The 13,774-nt window shown below is 71.6% G+C and carries 14 protein-coding genes; 5 read left to right on the forward strand and 9 right to left on the reverse strand.

The features are described 5' to 3' along the window. Positions 1–18: 18 nt before the first annotated feature. The gene (locus I2501_RS14210) at positions 19–2,820 is read right to left on the reverse strand and encodes an AAA family ATPase (RefSeq protein ID WP_196194338.1); all 2,802 of its coding nucleotides are present in this window, start codon (positions 2,818–2,820) and stop codon (positions 19–21) included. A 150-nt stretch (positions 2,821–2,970) separates the two neighbouring features. On the opposite strand from I2501_RS14210, the gene I2501_RS14215 reads away from it, so the two are divergent. Next, entirely contained in the window at positions 2,971–3,651 is a 681-nt protein-coding gene (locus I2501_RS14215) for an SDR family NAD(P)-dependent oxidoreductase (RefSeq protein ID WP_196194339.1), read from the forward strand. A gap of 73 nt (positions 3,652–3,724) precedes the next feature. Next, entirely contained in the window at positions 3,725–4,498 is a 774-nt protein-coding gene (locus tag I2501_RS14220) for an SDR family NAD(P)-dependent oxidoreductase (protein ID WP_196194340.1), read from the forward strand. 49 nt (positions 4,499–4,547) lie between these two features. Here the strand turns inward: I2501_RS14220 and I2501_RS14225 are convergent, their stop codons facing one another. Next, the gene (locus tag I2501_RS14225) at positions 4,548–5,180 is read right to left on the reverse strand and encodes a TetR/AcrR family transcriptional regulator (RefSeq protein WP_196194341.1); all 633 of its coding nucleotides are present in this window, start codon (positions 5,178–5,180) and stop codon (positions 4,548–4,550) included. Between the two features lie 179 nt (positions 5,181–5,359). Here I2501_RS14225 and I2501_RS14230 point away from each other — a divergent pair, with 179 nt between their 5' ends. Then, positions 5,360–6,025 carry a nuclear transport factor 2 family protein gene (locus I2501_RS14230; protein WP_196194342.1) on the forward strand — a complete coding sequence of 222 codons (666 nt, stop codon included), beginning with the start codon at positions 5,360–5,362 and terminating at the stop codon, positions 6,023–6,025. 134 nt (positions 6,026–6,159) lie between these two features. Here the strand turns inward: I2501_RS14230 and I2501_RS14235 are convergent, their stop codons facing one another. From I2501_RS14235 to I2501_RS14250, 4 genes are all read right to left on the reverse strand, one after another. Beyond that, a complete protein-coding gene (locus I2501_RS14235) occupies positions 6,160–6,588 on the reverse strand; it encodes a nitroreductase family deazaflavin-dependent oxidoreductase (RefSeq protein WP_196194343.1) in 429 nt (142 codons plus the stop codon). Between the two features lie 157 nt (positions 6,589–6,745). After that, the gene (locus tag I2501_RS14240) at positions 6,746–7,615 is read right to left on the reverse strand and encodes an SDR family NAD(P)-dependent oxidoreductase (RefSeq protein ID WP_408022739.1); all 870 of its coding nucleotides are present in this window, start codon (positions 7,613–7,615) and stop codon (positions 6,746–6,748) included. A 214-nt stretch (positions 7,616–7,829) separates the two neighbouring features. Beyond that, the gene (locus I2501_RS14245) at positions 7,830–8,345 is read right to left on the reverse strand and encodes a TetR/AcrR family transcriptional regulator (protein ID WP_196194345.1); all 516 of its coding nucleotides are present in this window, start codon (positions 8,343–8,345) and stop codon (positions 7,830–7,832) included. Between the two features lie 195 nt (positions 8,346–8,540). Further along, the gene (locus I2501_RS14250; RefSeq protein ID WP_196194346.1) at positions 8,541–9,005 is read right to left on the reverse strand and encodes a MarR family winged helix-turn-helix transcriptional regulator; all 465 of its coding nucleotides are present in this window, start codon (positions 9,003–9,005) and stop codon (positions 8,541–8,543) included. A 54-nt stretch (positions 9,006–9,059) separates the two neighbouring features. On the opposite strand from I2501_RS14250, the gene I2501_RS14255 reads away from it, so the two are divergent. Next, the gene (locus I2501_RS14255; protein WP_196194347.1) at positions 9,060–9,983 is read left to right on the forward strand and encodes an alpha/beta hydrolase; all 924 of its coding nucleotides are present in this window, start codon (positions 9,060–9,062) and stop codon (positions 9,981–9,983) included. Positions 9,984–9,996: 13 nt separating this feature from the next. On the opposite strand, the gene I2501_RS14260 is transcribed toward I2501_RS14255, so the two are convergent. From I2501_RS14260 to I2501_RS14270, 3 genes are all read right to left on the reverse strand, one after another. After that, positions 9,997–10,536, reverse strand: a complete 540-nt coding sequence (locus tag I2501_RS14260; RefSeq protein WP_196194348.1) for an SRPBCC family protein — start codon at positions 10,534–10,536, stop codon at positions 9,997–9,999. A 117-nt stretch (positions 10,537–10,653) separates the two neighbouring features. Further along, positions 10,654–11,742, reverse strand: coding sequence for an acyl-CoA dehydrogenase family protein (locus tag I2501_RS14265; protein WP_196194349.1), 1,089 nt, complete (start codon positions 11,740–11,742; stop codon positions 10,654–10,656). Further along, positions 11,739–12,926, reverse strand: a complete 1,188-nt coding sequence (locus I2501_RS14270) for an acyl-CoA dehydrogenase family protein (RefSeq protein WP_196194350.1) — start codon at positions 12,924–12,926, stop codon at positions 11,739–11,741. Before I2501_RS14270 ends, I2501_RS14265 begins: the two co-directional genes overlap by 4 nt. Positions 12,927–13,140: 214 nt before the next feature. Between I2501_RS14270 and I2501_RS14275 the strand changes: the two genes are divergently transcribed. Further along, positions 13,141–13,761 carry a TetR family transcriptional regulator gene (locus tag I2501_RS14275; RefSeq protein ID WP_196194351.1) on the forward strand — a complete coding sequence of 207 codons (621 nt, stop codon included), beginning with the start codon at positions 13,141–13,143 and terminating at the stop codon, positions 13,759–13,761. Positions 13,762–13,774 lie beyond the last annotated feature (13 nt).

The following is a 13,774-nucleotide window of genomic DNA, read 5'->3' on the forward strand; positions in this document are numbered from 1 at the left end:
GTGAGCGCGCGGTTGCGCCTACCGCGCCGGGCCGCGCGCCAGCAGCCGCAGTTCCCGGGCCCGCTGGACCGCCGAACTCCGGTCGGTGGCCTGGAGCTTGGCGTAGATGTTCCGGACGTGGGTGTTGACCGTGTTGACCGAGACCGACAGCTCCCCCGCGATCTCCGGCCGGGAGAGGTTGGTCGGTAGGTAGCGCAGCACGCGGAGTTCGGAGGGGCTGAGCTCCTGGGCCATCGCCAGCGGCGGGGCAGCACCCGTCACCGGCGCCGATCCCCGGACCACATCGAGGATGTCCGTGAGCAGCACGGCATGGGCGGCTCGGGCCGCGCCGGGACCGCTCCGCCACGCGACGCCCTCGCCCATGCCCTCAACGAGTGTCCCGGCATCCGCCATCACGAAGGGCAGCACCAGCCGCTGCGGCCCGGCCAGGACCAGGGCGTGCTCGACCGCCTGCCGCGCCCGCTGCGGCTCGGCGAGATCCCGGTAGGCGAGTGCGGCCAGGACGTGCGCTTCGACGCGGGTGGCGACGTGGACGGAGGGCGCGGTCCCCTCGATCACCGCCGCGACCGAGGCCAGCGCAGCGGCCGGATCGCGCTCGGCCAGGCTGATCACGGCTCGGGCGTTGCGGATCTCACCGGAGTCGGCCAACGTCTCGTCGACGAGTGCGGCGAGTGTCGCCCGCGCCTCGTCGTGCGCGCCGAGGCGGGCCTGGGTGCCGGCCAGCCAGCCGGTCACGTAGCCGGTCAGGGCGTGCGGGGCGGACAGCTGCGACTGCAGGTCCTGCGCCGCGGCGAAGTGCTCTGCGGCCTGCGGACGTTGGCCGCGGCCGGCGTGGAGCATGCCTTTGACCAGGTGGAGCAGGGTGCCGATCCCCGGTCCTCTGTCGGCCTGCAGGGCCGTGTCGGCGCGGCACAGCAGGCTCTCGGCGGCCTCGAACTCGCCCGACCAGACCAAGGAGCAGGCGAGGGTGACGAGCGCCGGCGCGAGGACCGGCGCGGTGCCCCAACCGTGGTGCTCCGCAAGGGCGATGGCCTCCTCGCAGCGTGCGCGGGCGACGGTGAAGTCGGGCAGCTTCGAGGCGAAGCCGAGCTGGGCCAGGCAGGCCACCTCCAGGTAGGGACGGCCGATGGCGCGGGCCAGGTCCGCGCCTTCCTGGAGATGCCGTTCGCCGTCGGAGCGTTGGAGCGCCCAGGCTTCGGCGGTGCCGAGGTTCATCAACGCCATCACGCGCAGGTCGTTGCCGAGGGCGACCTCCTCGTCGGTCTCTCCGCCGTTGGGGGCCGAAAGGAACTGCGCATGCCGCATGACGCCCTCGACGTTCCCCCGCCGCCTGGCGAGCGACAGGTGCAGCGCCGCGATCGCCGTACGCAGTCGCCGCCGGCTCGGCTCTGGCGCGGACGGCGAGCAGGAGTCGGTGACCGCCAGGTGCGCGGCGGCGTCGTCGAGGCGGCCGTGGACGAGGTCGACCGTCGCCCGCACGACGCTCAGTTCCTGGAACTCCCGTGCCAGATGCTGCGGGAACGCGGCCAGCAGCGACTGCATGCTCTCCTCCTGGCCGTCGAGCATCATGGAGAAGCAGTGGTTGCCGAGCAGGGCGGCGGCCTCGGGCCAGTCGCCCGCGGCTTGCAGGTGCCGGACGGCCTCGACGGCCAGGCCGTGTTCGGTGAGCCAGGCGGCGGCGCTGCGGTGCAGGGCGGGCACCTCGTCGGGCAGGGAGCGGCGCAGTTCCAGGCGCAGCAGGTCGGCGAGCAGGTGGTGGTAGCGGAACCAGCTCCGTCCGGGGTCCAGGGAGACGACGAAGGCGTTGGCGTCCTCAAGCCCGAGCAGGATGGCCTCGGCGCCGGGACGTCCGGTGAGCCGGTCGGCCAGTTCGCCGCTGACGCGTTGGAGGATCGAGGTCCGCAGCAGCAGGTCCTGCACCTCCTGCGGCTGCCGCTCCAGCATCTCGGCCACCAGGTACTCCGCGACCGTGCGGCTGCTGCCGCCGAAGTCGGCGACGAACCGCTCCGGATCCGGGTGGCCGGTGAGCGAGAGCACGGCCAGCCGCAGTCCCGCCGCCCAGCCCTCGCAGCGCTCGTGCAGCCGTGCCACCGCGCCGTCCGACAGGACGATGTCCGCCGCCTTGAGCAGTGCGCGGGTCTCGTCCTCGCTGAAGGACAGCTCGGCCGCCCGCAGTTCAGCCAACTCCCCGGCGAGGCGCAGGTGGTGGAGGCGCAGCGGCAGGTCCCTGCGGGTCGCCAGGATCACGTGGACGCCCTGCGGCAGGCTCGTCAGCAGCCGGGTCAGGTCGGCGAAGGTCTCCGCGGAGGCCAGCTCGTGGACGTCGTCGAGCACCAGGCTGACCCGGCCGGTGTGACCGGCCGGCTGTAACGCCTGGCCCAGCTCGTCGAGCACGCGGTCGACTGCCTGCCCGGCGTCGAAATCGGGTGACGCGGTCGCCGCGTCCGCGACGACGGGGTCACCGTTCAGGGTGCGCACCGCCGCCAGCAGGGCGAGCCAGAACAGCTGGGCGTCGTGCCGGTCGCGCTGCACCTGGACGAACGCGAGCCGGTCCCTCCGGTCGCGCCGGTCGGCCCAGGCCCGCAGCAGCGACGACTTGCCGCTCCCGGCAGGCGCGGTGATGATCGTGACAGGTCCGGCGGCGGCGCGGTCCAGGGCGGCCAGCAGTTCCCCTCGCTCGATGAGCCGCGGTCGGCCGGGCCGCCCGCCCGGGTCCCGGCGTAACGCGTGCGCTGGGCCGTCTGGCTCGTCTCGCCTGCCTGGCTTGTCCGGACTACCTGGCTTGTCCGGCCTGCCTAGCTTGCCTGTGGTCGCCGACATGATCCTGTCGATATCAGCAGCGTCGGCTCGTCGTCAACGACGGCGATTCACCAGGTTCTGGCGATGAGCGCTCACCAGCCCCGGCGGGAGTCTGGCACCCACCCCAACGGCCGGGCGGAAAGCGACGGCCGGGACGAACGGAGCAGAGCAATGAGTGATCGGGTGGCCCTGGTGGCCGGAGCGGGCGGCGTTCTCGGCCGTGCGGTCGCGGTGAAGCTGGCCGACGCCGGATTCACGGTGGTCGGGATCGACCGCAACACGGACGGGCTGGCCGAGCTGCCCGACGGCATCCACCGGGTGCCGGGAGACGTCACCGACCCGGCGGTACCCAAGGGGCTCGTCGACCGGATCGCCGCCGAGGTCGGCGCGCCCGACGTCCTGGTGAACACGCTCGGCGCGTTCGTCCTCGGCGACGCGCTCGCCACCACGCCCGACGAGCTGCGGCTGATGATGGACGTGAACCTCGGTCCCGCGCTGTGGCTGACCCAGGCGGTGGCGCCGCACATGCGCGAGCGCGGATCCGGTGCTGTCGTGCACGTCTCCGCCCGCCCCGCGGCCGAGCCGACCTCCGGGATGGCGGCCTACTCGCTGAGCAAGGCGGCGCTGAACCACCTGGTCCGGGTGCTGGACCTGGAGCTGCGCCCGCACGGCATCCGGGTCAACGCGGTCGCGCCGCAGCTGATCGACACCCCGAAGAACCGGTCGTTCCTCCCGCCGGACGCGATGGCGCACGCGGTGACGCCGGAGGCGGTCGCCGAGCTGATCGTGTTCCTGGCCGGGGACCGCGCCGCTCCCGTCAGCGGCGCGATCCTGCCCGCCTACGGCGCCTGAACCACGCTCGGGCCCACGCGCCCACCTGAACGCACCCGCACACCAAGCACGACCGCACACAGGGAGAGAGACGATGGGCGCTGAGACGCCGGGCCGGCTGGCCGGGAAGGTCTGTGTCATCACCGGCACCGGCGGCAGCATGGGACGGGCGACCGCCCTGCGGTTCGCCCGCGAGGGCGCGCTGATCGTCGGCTGCGACGTCGCGGTCGACTCGGCGAAGGAGACGGTCGAGCTGGTCCGCGCCGCGGGCGGGGAGATGGTGTCGCTGCAGCCCCTCGTCCTGTCCGATCCCGACGAGTGCGCGCGGCTGGTCGACTTCGCGGTCAAGGAGTTCGGCCGGATCGACGTACTGTTCAACCTCGCCGCCCGCAACCGCTTCGCCTGGATCGAGGAGGTCACCGACGAGGACTGGGACGGGGCCCGCCGCGACGAGGTCGACCTGGTCTTCTACCTCACCCGCGCCGCCTGGCCCCACCTCAGGGCCAGCCGAGGCGTGGTGGTCAACATGGCCTCGCTGAACGGCCAGCTCAGCTTCAAGCTGCTGCCGTCGCTGTCCCACACCACCAACAAGGCCGCGATCATCGGGATGACCCGCCAACTCGCCCTGGAAGGAGGCGAACACGGGATCCGCGTCAACTCGATCTCGCCCGGTCTGATCGAGAGCCAGGCCACCCAGGGGCAGTTGGAGGAAGGCGAGTTCGCCCAGCAGATGGCCGCCCGCACGCTGCTGGGCCGCTTCGGCCGACCCGAGGAGGTGGCCGACGTCGCGCTCTTCCTTGCCTCCGACGAGAGTTCCTACGTCACCGGCATCGACGTGGTCGTCGACGGCGGGATGAAGGTCTGGTGACCACGGGCGCGACACCCGCACGCCGCTGACCAGCGCTGGACGGTACGGATCAGCCGCTGCTCGGGGTGCCGCGGAACGCCCCGGCCAGGACCGAGACGAGCCACTGCTCGGTCTGCCGCACCGGCGCGGCGGCCAGTTCGGTGCCGATGGGAGCGAGCGCGAGCCAGTTCAGCATGCCTGCCGCGCAGCGGATCCGGAACTCCAACTCCGGTGCGCCGACGCCGGGAAGGGTCACCGAGAGCCGACCGGCGATGTCGTCCCGGGACTGCTGGAACTTCGCGGCGAGCCGGTCCCAGCCCTCGGGAGGGTCGATCCCGACGCGCGCCACCGTCCGCATCACCGCGAGGTCGCGGCCACCGGCCACCAGCGCGCGCATCATCGGGCCGGCGAACGCGGCGGCGAGCTCTTCGAGGCCCGAGGTGCTGTCCAGGGAGGCGACCGCGTCGATCTGCGCGTCCAGGTACTGCTCCAGCGCCTGCTCTATCGCCGCGTCGCACAGCGCCTTCAGCGATCCGAAGTGGTAGCTCACCGCGGCGACGTTGGCTCCGGCGAGGTCGGTGATCTCACGGAGGGTCACGCCCTCCTGTCCGCGTTGCGCGAGCAACTCCAGTGCGGCGGCCAGCAGGCGATCCCGCGTCCGCTGTCCGGCCTCGCGGCGCTGGTCTGTACGTTCTGTGGCCATGTCCAGAATTCAAACAGTCGCTTGACTTTACTGTCAAGCAACTGCGCGCCGAGCCTCGCACCGGATCAGATGGTCACTCAAGCATTCGATTGACAACTCTCGAAGCCCTCCCTACTGTTCAATCAATCGCTTGATTTGCCGAGCGCCCCACCCGGGGTGCATCCGTGAAGGAGTTCACCATGAAGTCGCTCGGATGGAAGACGATCACCGCCACCACCGCAGTCGCGAGCCTGGGCAGCATCGCCATCGCCGTCGCACCGTCCCAGGCCGCGAGCCCCACCGTCGCCCACACCGCGGCGCAGGGCCGCACCGTCAGCGGCTCGCAGGCCTCCGCCGCACTGAGCCCGAGCCAGCTGGCAGCACTGCCGCTGACGAACCGTCACCTGACGGCGCACGAGATCGCCAACCTGGCCGTCGTGCTGGGCGCTTACCACGACGCGGAGGGCAGCAGCCTGGACGTCAACGCGTTCGTCAACAGCTTCACCAAGGACGGCGTCTTCAACGACATGGTCGCGGGCAACAGCTACCAGGGCCAGGCGCTCAGTGAGGTGCCGACCGGCATGGCCGCGATCTTCCCCGACGTCCACCGTGACCTGAAGCGCATCACCGTCAGCGGCGACACGGTCACCATCGAACTCGACATCCAGGGCACGTTCGAGGGGCCGCTGCAGACCCCGGCGGGCACCCTCAAGCCGAACGGCTCGCGGATCAACGCGCCGACGGCCGACTTCTGGTACCTGCAGGGCGGCAAGGTCGCGAAGTTCGACTGCTTCGTCGGCTACTCGGACATGTACCAGCAGATGGGCGTGAACTGGGACTGGGCCGGGGCTGTCGCCAAGGGCTGAGCCGTCACCAGGTCACGAGGCAGCACCAGGTCATGAGCCGGCACCAGGTCATGAGGCAGCACGGCACCAAAGGCGCAGCGACCCCGCTCCGGACCAGTCCGGGCGGGGTCGCCGCCGTGCGGGGTGACGTGCGCCTACGCCCGGCTCAGTTCGAGCACGGGGATGGTGCGGATGCCCGCCGTCTTGGTGGCGTACTCCGCGAAGCCCGGGTAACGGCGGGCCTGCTCGTCGTAGATGCGGTCGCGCTCGGCGCCGGTGATCTCATGGACCGTCACCTCGTAGGTGTCCGTTCCGCGTTCGATCCGGCCGCGGCCTGCGGCGGTCAGGTTGAGGTACCAGTCCGGATTGATCGGCGCTCCTCCCTTGCTGGCGAAGACGTAGATCTTCTCGGGATCGGTCTCGTGCGCGAGGTACATCATCGGGGCCACGTGATCCTGGCCGCTCCTGCGGCCCCGGTGGTGCACCAGGACCAGCGGCGCGCCCTCGAACGGCCCGCCGACCTTGCCCTCGTTCGCCCGGAACTCGGCGATCGTCCTCGCGTTGAAGTCGAGTGGTTCGCTCATGTCGAACTCCTGTCTGTTCAGCGGCTCAACGCCTTCGAGAGTCGCAACACAGCGATCCTACGGAGCCCGTCCGCGAGAACAGCCCCTCCGTCACTCGGTCCTGGGCCGTACAGGTGAGCCGACGCTCCCGAGGCCGGCCCCGTCTCCGGAGTCACCGTCAGAGAGGTGCCAGCTCCCGGCTGAGCCTGAGCACGTCGGCGACGGCTCGTGGGTCGGCGCTCGCGCGGTGGGCGGGGACCGGGTGGGCCTGGGGGCCGATCAGCAGGCCGGTCTGCCCGTCGAGTGCGGGGTCGGTCGCCGCGACGACGGACGGCTTGGCCGCCGTGGACGCGGGTCCTGCGGTGGAGCGGGCGAAGGTGCGGCGGACCAGTGGCCAGAGCAGTCGCAGGGGCGGGGAGACGATCGCGGGTGAGGTCATGGTGCCGTTGGTCATGTCGGTCGCGGCGCCGCCGGGGTCGGCGGCGAAGACCGTGACGCCGCTGCCGCGCAGGCGCTCGGCCAGGTCCACGGTGTAGACGAGGTTGGCCAGTTTGGCCCGGCCGTACCAGTGGAAGCCGTAGTAGCCGCCGGGCGGCTCGACCGCGTCGAAGCTGCGCTTGGCGACGCGGATCGCGCCGGAGCTGACGTTGACGATCCGACTCGGTGCCCCCTCCCGGAGCCGGTCGAGCAGCAGCTCGGTCAGCAGGTACGGCGAAAGGTGGTTGACCGCGAACGACGCCTCGATGCCGTCCACGGTCTGCTGCTGCTCGGGGAACATCGCGCCGACGTTGTTGACCAGAACCTTCAACGGCCCCTCGGCCGCCAGTCGCGCCGCGAGTGAGCGGACCTCGCTCAGCGACGCGAGGTCGGCCGCCACGAACCGCGGCCCGCCTCCGGTCGCGACCGCCGCGATCCGCTCGACCGCGCGGGCACCGCGCCCGGCGTCGCGGCCGACCACGGTGACGGCGTACCCGCGCGCCGCCAGGCCCAACGCGGTCTCCAGGCCGATGCCTCCGGTCCCCGCCGTCACGACTGCCCGCTGTTCCATCTCCATCGCGTCCACCCCTCGTTGCCTCGCCATCACTAAACGGATTGCTATCCGCTTGCCATCGCGCACGCTAGCACAACCGGATGACTATCCGGTTAGTCGAGTGCAGCGGGGTTCGCCTTGGAAGGATCGAGAGGAAACGGTCGTGCGCGCCGAAGTCAGCGGGGCGAAGTCAGCGGGGCGAAGTCAGCAGGGCGGAGTCAGCAGGGCGGAGTCAGCGCGGCGGACGCAGGCCTTGCATCAGGACATCGAGGTAGACCTCGGTGCGCCCGGGGTCACCGTCACCGGCACGCACGGCGTGCTCGACGCCGCAGAGCAAGCGACGCACGTCGTCGGCCTCGACGTCGCGCCGGATGGCACGCGTCGCGCGCGCACGGTCCAGCAAGTGGGCAACGGCCCGGTCGAGTTCGGCCTTGAGCTCCGAGGTGTGCGCCTCGGCGTCTGCGGCGGATTCGAGGACGGCGGCGAACCCGCTGTCCTCCAACGCGCGCGCGAGGGCGAACCGCAGCAGGCGCTGCAGGCCCGCAAGGGCGTCCTCGGCGTCCGCCGCTGCCTGCGCCTCGGCGACGAGCTCCCCGAACCGCTCGGCCGACAGCGCCTCCCGCAGCGCATGCTGGTTGGGGAAGTGCCGGTACACGGTTCCCACACCCACACCGGCCAGCCGGGCGATGGCGTTCAACTGGAGCGAGTCGTCACCGGCAGCCACCTGCTCGCGCGCGACCTGCAACACCCGGGCACGATTGCGCGCGGCATCCGCTCGCAGCGTCGGCCCCTGATCAGCTCTCGGTGTCACGGGCCCAGCATAGATCCACGACCAGCAGCCACCGGACGACGGCGGCGGGGGCGGGGGCGGGGCGCATGGACGGCGGCAGCGGCAACTCCCGCCTACGGGACGGCTCGGCCTCGTTCGTCGAGCCGCAGTGGTTCAGCCTGTGGGCGTGCCGATCTGGTTGCGTTCGAGCGCGGAGCGCAGTTGCGAGAGGGCCTGTGCGGCGGCTGATACCGAGGAGCTGTCGAGAGCGTTCCCGATCAGCTCGGTCAGTGCTTCGGCGACGGTTTTCTCCGCCGCTTCAACGAGCTGTGAGCCGTTGTCGGTCAGGGCCAGCAGTGAGGACCGGCGGTCGGACGGGTTCGGCTGCCGGGCTGCCCATCCCTGCTTCTCCAGGCGGTCGACGCTCTTGCTGGTCGCCCCGATGCCGATGGCGAACTCGGCGGCAAGGTCCGCCACGCGGGACCCGGGGTGGTCGCGCAGGTAGCGCAGGGCCTCGAACTGCGAGGTGACGATCCCGTGCCGCTCACGGAGGCGGTCGTTGAGGGCGTTGTACAGACGCGTCTCGCATCGGACCAGGTCGGCGAAGAATCCGGGGAGGGCTTCCACGTGATTGCTCAATTTGGATTCCTAGGCATATAGTTCGATGGAAGATACTTCCTAGGAGAGGATACCGTGAGCAAGGAACAGCGCGCCCAGGTCGACGCGATGCTGCGGCAGCCGCGCCCCGAGGGCCCCCGGTCGGTCGAGGCGATCCGCGCCGGATTCAAGGCGCTGATGGCACGGATGATCGTGCCCGACAGCATCCGGACCGCGCAGACAACGCTCGGCAACCGACCCACGCTGCATGTCGAGCCGGACGCCGGGCCGCGCGCCGGGACGATCCTGTACTTCCACGGCGGCGGCTGGGTGTTCGGTTCTCCCGAGACCGCCCTGTCGCTGACGGGACACCTGGTGGCCAAGACCGGCTTCAGGGCGTACTCGGTGGACTACCGGCTTGCCCCCGAACATCCGTTTCCTGCCGCGATCGAAGACACACTCAATGCCTACCGCGCCCTCCTCGACAGCGGCGAGGACCCTTCGGCCATCGCGTTCGCCGGCGACTCCGCCGGCGGCGGCCTCGCCGTCACCACCTGCCTCGCCGCCCGCGACGCCGGTCTCCCGCTGCCCGCCGCCATCGTGGCCTTCTCCCCGGGCCTCGACGCCACCCGATCGGGCGAGAGCATGGACACCAAACAGGACATCGACCCGATCTTCACCCGCGAGGCCGTCGAACACACCGGAGCGATGTACCTCGCCGGAGCCGACCCACACCAGCCCCTACTCAGCCCGGCCGTCCTCGCCGACCTGACCGGCTTCCCCCCGACGCTGATCCAGGTGGGCACCAACGAGATCCTGCTGGACGACTCCACCCGCCTGGCCGCGCGCGCAAGGGCAGCCGGAGTGGATGTCATCCTGGACGTCACCGCCGACGTGCCACACGTGTTCCAGGCGTTCGCCGGGGCCCTGGACGAGGCAGACGAGGCACTGGACCGCGCGGCTCTCTTCCTCAGCCAGCGCATCCGCACCAAGAGCCCGGCGCACACGTCAGCAGCCTAGGGCCGACACCGGCTCAGCCATGCTCCGCTTCCTCCGCAAGGGACTTGATGCCGCGCAGGGTGGTCTCCATCCCGCTGCGCAGGTCGGCCAGACGGAAGGCGATGATCTGCTCCTCCCGCTCCGGCATGCGCTCGATGGCGAGCGTGACGCCGTTGCGGCCGGGGCCGATGAGCGCCGACTGCCGGAGCAGGGTGCTGCCGTCGGACGCCGCCGAGAGTTCGTAGCGCCAGGAGGCCATGGCGTTCGCCGGGTCGCGCGTCGGCCCGCCGAAGCGGCCTTCCGCGTCGGTGACGACCCAGGCGAAGACCCGGTGTTCGGCCAGTTCGACGACGTGGGAGACCGTGCTCCACGCGCCGAGCCGCGCGTTCTCGTTCCAGCCCTGGAAGCGCGCTCCGACCTGCGGCCGGTCCGCTCCGTCCAGCCAGGCGACGCGCTGCAACTCCGGGCTGAACCGGGCCGGCAGCCCGATGTCGGTCACCAGCTCCCAGACCCGAGACAGCGCCGCGTCGACCTCAACCTCACACTCGACGCCGAGCCCGTCCGCGTAGCGCATCTCACTCCCCCTCGATATGGGCATCCCAGGGCCATCCAACCGCAGCCATCCAACCGCAGCGGGCCGCCCGCTGTGCAGGCGGGCGGCCCGTGCGTGCGGTCGGTGCCGCGTCGGCGGCTACTGCGGGGCGGGGAGGTCGACGAGTTCGGCCAGCCGTGCCCGGTGGGCGCCGGCCGTGCCGAGGGCGATCTGGTCGGCCTTGGCGCGCTTGAGGTAGAGGTGGGCCGGGTGCTCCCAGGTCATCCCGATGCCGCCGTGGAGTTGGACGGCCTCCTCCGCCGCGAAGACCGCGAGGTCGCTGACGTACGCCTGGGCCACGCTGCTCGCGACGAGCAGGTCGTCGTCACCGGCCGCCAGCGTCGCGGCGGCGTAGCGGGCGGCGGCCGTGGCCGACTCGACGCCGGTGGCGAGGTCCGCCAGGCGGTGCTTGAGCGCTTGGAACCCGCCGACGGCGCGCCCGAACTGCTTGCGTTCCTTGAGGTACGCGACCGTCGTCTCCAGGCACCACTGCGCGACGCCGACCTGCTCGGACGCGAGCAGCGCGGCGCCCGCCGCCAGCGCGTCCCGTACTGCCGTCTCGGCGTCGGCGACTACCCGCGTGCCCACCGCCCCGTCGAGCCGGACGTCGGCGAGCTGCCGCGTCATGTCCAACGAGATCACCGGCGTGACGACGGCCTCGGCCGCCGGAACGGCGTACACCGCGCCGTCGGCGAGCACCAGCAGCACATCGGCCTCGATCGCGCCCGCCACGCTGGTCACCGTGCCGGTCAGTCGGCCGTCGGGGACGGAGACGGCGGGCAGCGCGGCATGCGGAGCCAAGGAGAGCGGGACAGCCAACGCCGCCGTCCGCTCCCCCGAGGCGAGTTCGCCGAGCAGTCCCGTGCCGTCCTCGCTGTCGCGCAGCACCAGCGTGGCAATCACCGCGCTGGTCAGGAACGGCACCGGCGCGGCAGCCCGGCCCAACTCCTCCAGCACCACGGCCGCCTCGCGCGCGGACGCGCCCGCACCGCCATGCTCCTCCGCCACCAGCAGCCCGGCCAGGCCGAGTTCAGCACCCAGCGCCCGCCACAGCCCGTCGACGATCGACCGGTCGCCGTCGTAGAGGGCGGTGACGCGAGCCGGGTCGCAGCGGTCGGTGAGCAGCTTGCGGACGGTGGCCCGCAGGTCATCCTCGACCTCGGTGTACAGCAGGTTCACATCGCTCACTTGGCCAGGTCCTTCCAGGGCACGTCCTTGTCGACGCGGGGCTCGGACGGGAGGCCGAGCACGCGCTCGGCCATGATGTTGCGCAGGATCTCCGAGGTGCCGCCCTCGATCGAGTTGCCCTTGGCACGCAGGTAGCGGTAGCCCGCGTCGCGGCCGGTGAAGTCGACGTGGTCGGGGCGGACCATCGTCCAGTCCGAGTAGCGCAGCCCGTCCTCGCCGAGCAACTCCAGCTCCAGGCCGGAGAGTTGCTGCGCGATCCGGGCGAAGGTGACCTTCAGCGCCGCGCCCTCCGCGCCCGGCTGACCCTGCGCCAGCTTCTGCCGCACGCGCTGGCCGGTGAGCCGGGAGACCTCCGCCTCCACCCACAGCCGCACCAGCCGGTCGTGCAGCTCCGGGGTGCGCAGCTCGGGGTGGTCGCGCCAGGTCTGCGCGACGACGCCGATCATGCCGCCCTCGCGCACCGCGTTGCCGCCGATGGAGACGCGCTCGTTGCTCAGCGTCGCGTTGGCGACGGCCCAGCCCTGGCCGACCTCGCCGAGCCGCTGCGCGTCCGGGATGCGCACGTCGGTCAGGAAGACCTCGTTGAACTCGGCCTCGCCGGTGATCTGCCGCAGCGGGCGGACCTCGACGCCGGGGTCGGTCATGTCGCACAGGAAGTAGGTGATGCCCTGGTGCTTGGGCAGGTCCGGGTCGGTCCGGGCGACGAGGATGGCGAGCCGGGCGTTGTGCGCGCCGGAGGTCCACACCTTCTGGCCGTTGACGATCCAGTCGCCGCCGTCGCCCTCCTGCACCGCGCGGGTGCCGAGCGCGGCGAGGTCCGAGCCGGCACCCGGCTCGCTGAACAGCTGGCACCACACCTCCTCGCCCGTCCACAGCGGACGTAGGAAGCGCTGCTTCTGCTCGTCGGTCCCGAAGCGGAGGATGGTCGGGGCCGCCATGCCGAGGCCGATGCCGTTCGCGCCCCGGTTGTTGTCCGGCGCGCCCGCCGCGTCGAACATCGCGTCCACGGCGGGCTGCCACGCTCGCGGCAGGCCGAGACCGCCGTGGCCCTCGGGGTAGTTCACCCAGGCCAGCCCGGCGTCGTAGCGGGCGCGCAGAAACTCCAGCCGCTCGGTGGTCGCCGGGTCGTGCGCGGCGAGGAACTCCTCGACCCGCCGCCGCAGCCCGTGTTCGTCGATGCTCATCCTGCCGCCTTCCCGTGGCCCAGCGCGTAACTAAGCGCTTGCTTAGGCACTCTCCTGGGTATGCCCCCCACTCGTCAAGAGACTCCCCCGACCGACCGCCTCCGACCACCACGCCTGACCACTGCTTCTGACCACTGCTTCTGACCACCACACCGGGACGCTCGTGCCATCTCAGCGGAAGACTCACCGGAATACCCACAGGGATAATCGACGGGTGAACCCCGACACGTCCGACCTCACCCGCGCCGACGCGACACGTGCCCGCCTGCTGGATGCGGCCCTCACCGCGTTCGCCGAGAAGGGGTTCCGCGGGACCACCACGCGCGACATCGCCGCCGCGGCGGGCATGAGCCCGGCCGCCCTCTACGTGCACCACAAGTCCAAGGAGGAGCTGCTCTACCTGATCTCCAAGGCCGGGCACGACGCCATCCTGGAACTGGTCCAGAACGCGATCGGCCCCACCGACGACGAGCCCGCCGACGCGCTGCGCCGAGTGGTCCACGACTTCGCCGCCAGCCACGCGCGCGGCCAGACCGTCGCCCGCATCGTGAACTACGAGCTCAACTCGCTCACCGACGAGCACCTCGCGGAGATCAAGCAGATCCGCCACCGGACCGAGGCCGAGATCCGCCGCCTCGTCGAACGCGGCGTCGCGGCGGGTGACTTCGACGTCCCCGACCCGCGGATGGCCGCCGTCGCCCTGCTCTCGCTGGGCATCGACATCGCCCGCTGGTACCACGACGGCGGCCGATGGAGCCCGGAGGACGTCGCCGACCAGTACGCCGCCATGGCCCTGCGGATCGTCGGCGCGCGCCCGCCGCAGGCACCCCGTTGACGTACTGACGTTC

The sequence above is a fragment of the Streptacidiphilus fuscans genome, assembly GCF_015690355.1.
GTDB classification, from domain to species: Bacteria; Actinomycetota; Actinomycetes; order Streptomycetales; family Streptomycetaceae; genus Streptacidiphilus; species Streptacidiphilus fuscans.

Excerpts from the sequence above, each read along its gene's own strand:
- I2501_RS14210 (WP_196194338.1), bottom strand. The coding sequence starts at position 2,820 with ATGTCGGCGACCACAGGCAAGCTAGGCAGGCCGGACAAGCCAGGTAGT.
- I2501_RS14215 (WP_196194339.1), top strand. The coding sequence starts at position 2,971 with ATGAGTGATCGGGTGGCCCTGGTGGCCGGAGCGGGCGGCGTTCTCGGC.
- I2501_RS14220 (WP_196194340.1), top strand. The coding sequence starts at position 3,725 with ATGGGCGCTGAGACGCCGGGCCGGCTGGCCGGGAAGGTCTGTGTCATC.
- I2501_RS14225 (WP_196194341.1), bottom strand. The coding sequence starts at position 5,180 with ATGGCCACAGAACGTACAGACCAGCGCCGCGAGGCCGGACAGCGGACG.
- I2501_RS14230 (WP_196194342.1), top strand. The coding sequence starts at position 5,360 with ATGAAGTCGCTCGGATGGAAGACGATCACCGCCACCACCGCAGTCGCG.
- I2501_RS14235 (WP_196194343.1), bottom strand. The coding sequence starts at position 6,588 with ATGAGCGAACCACTCGACTTCAACGCGAGGACGATCGCCGAGTTCCGG.
- I2501_RS14240 (WP_408022739.1), bottom strand. The coding sequence starts at position 7,615 with ATGGAACAGCGGGCAGTCGTGACGGCGGGGACCGGAGGCATCGGCCTG.
- I2501_RS14260 (WP_196194348.1), bottom strand. The coding sequence starts at position 10,536 with ATGCGCTACGCGGACGGGCTCGGCGTCGAGTGTGAGGTTGAGGTCGAC.
- I2501_RS14270 (WP_196194350.1), bottom strand. The coding sequence starts at position 12,926 with ATGAGCATCGACGAACACGGGCTGCGGCGGCGGGTCGAGGAGTTCCTC.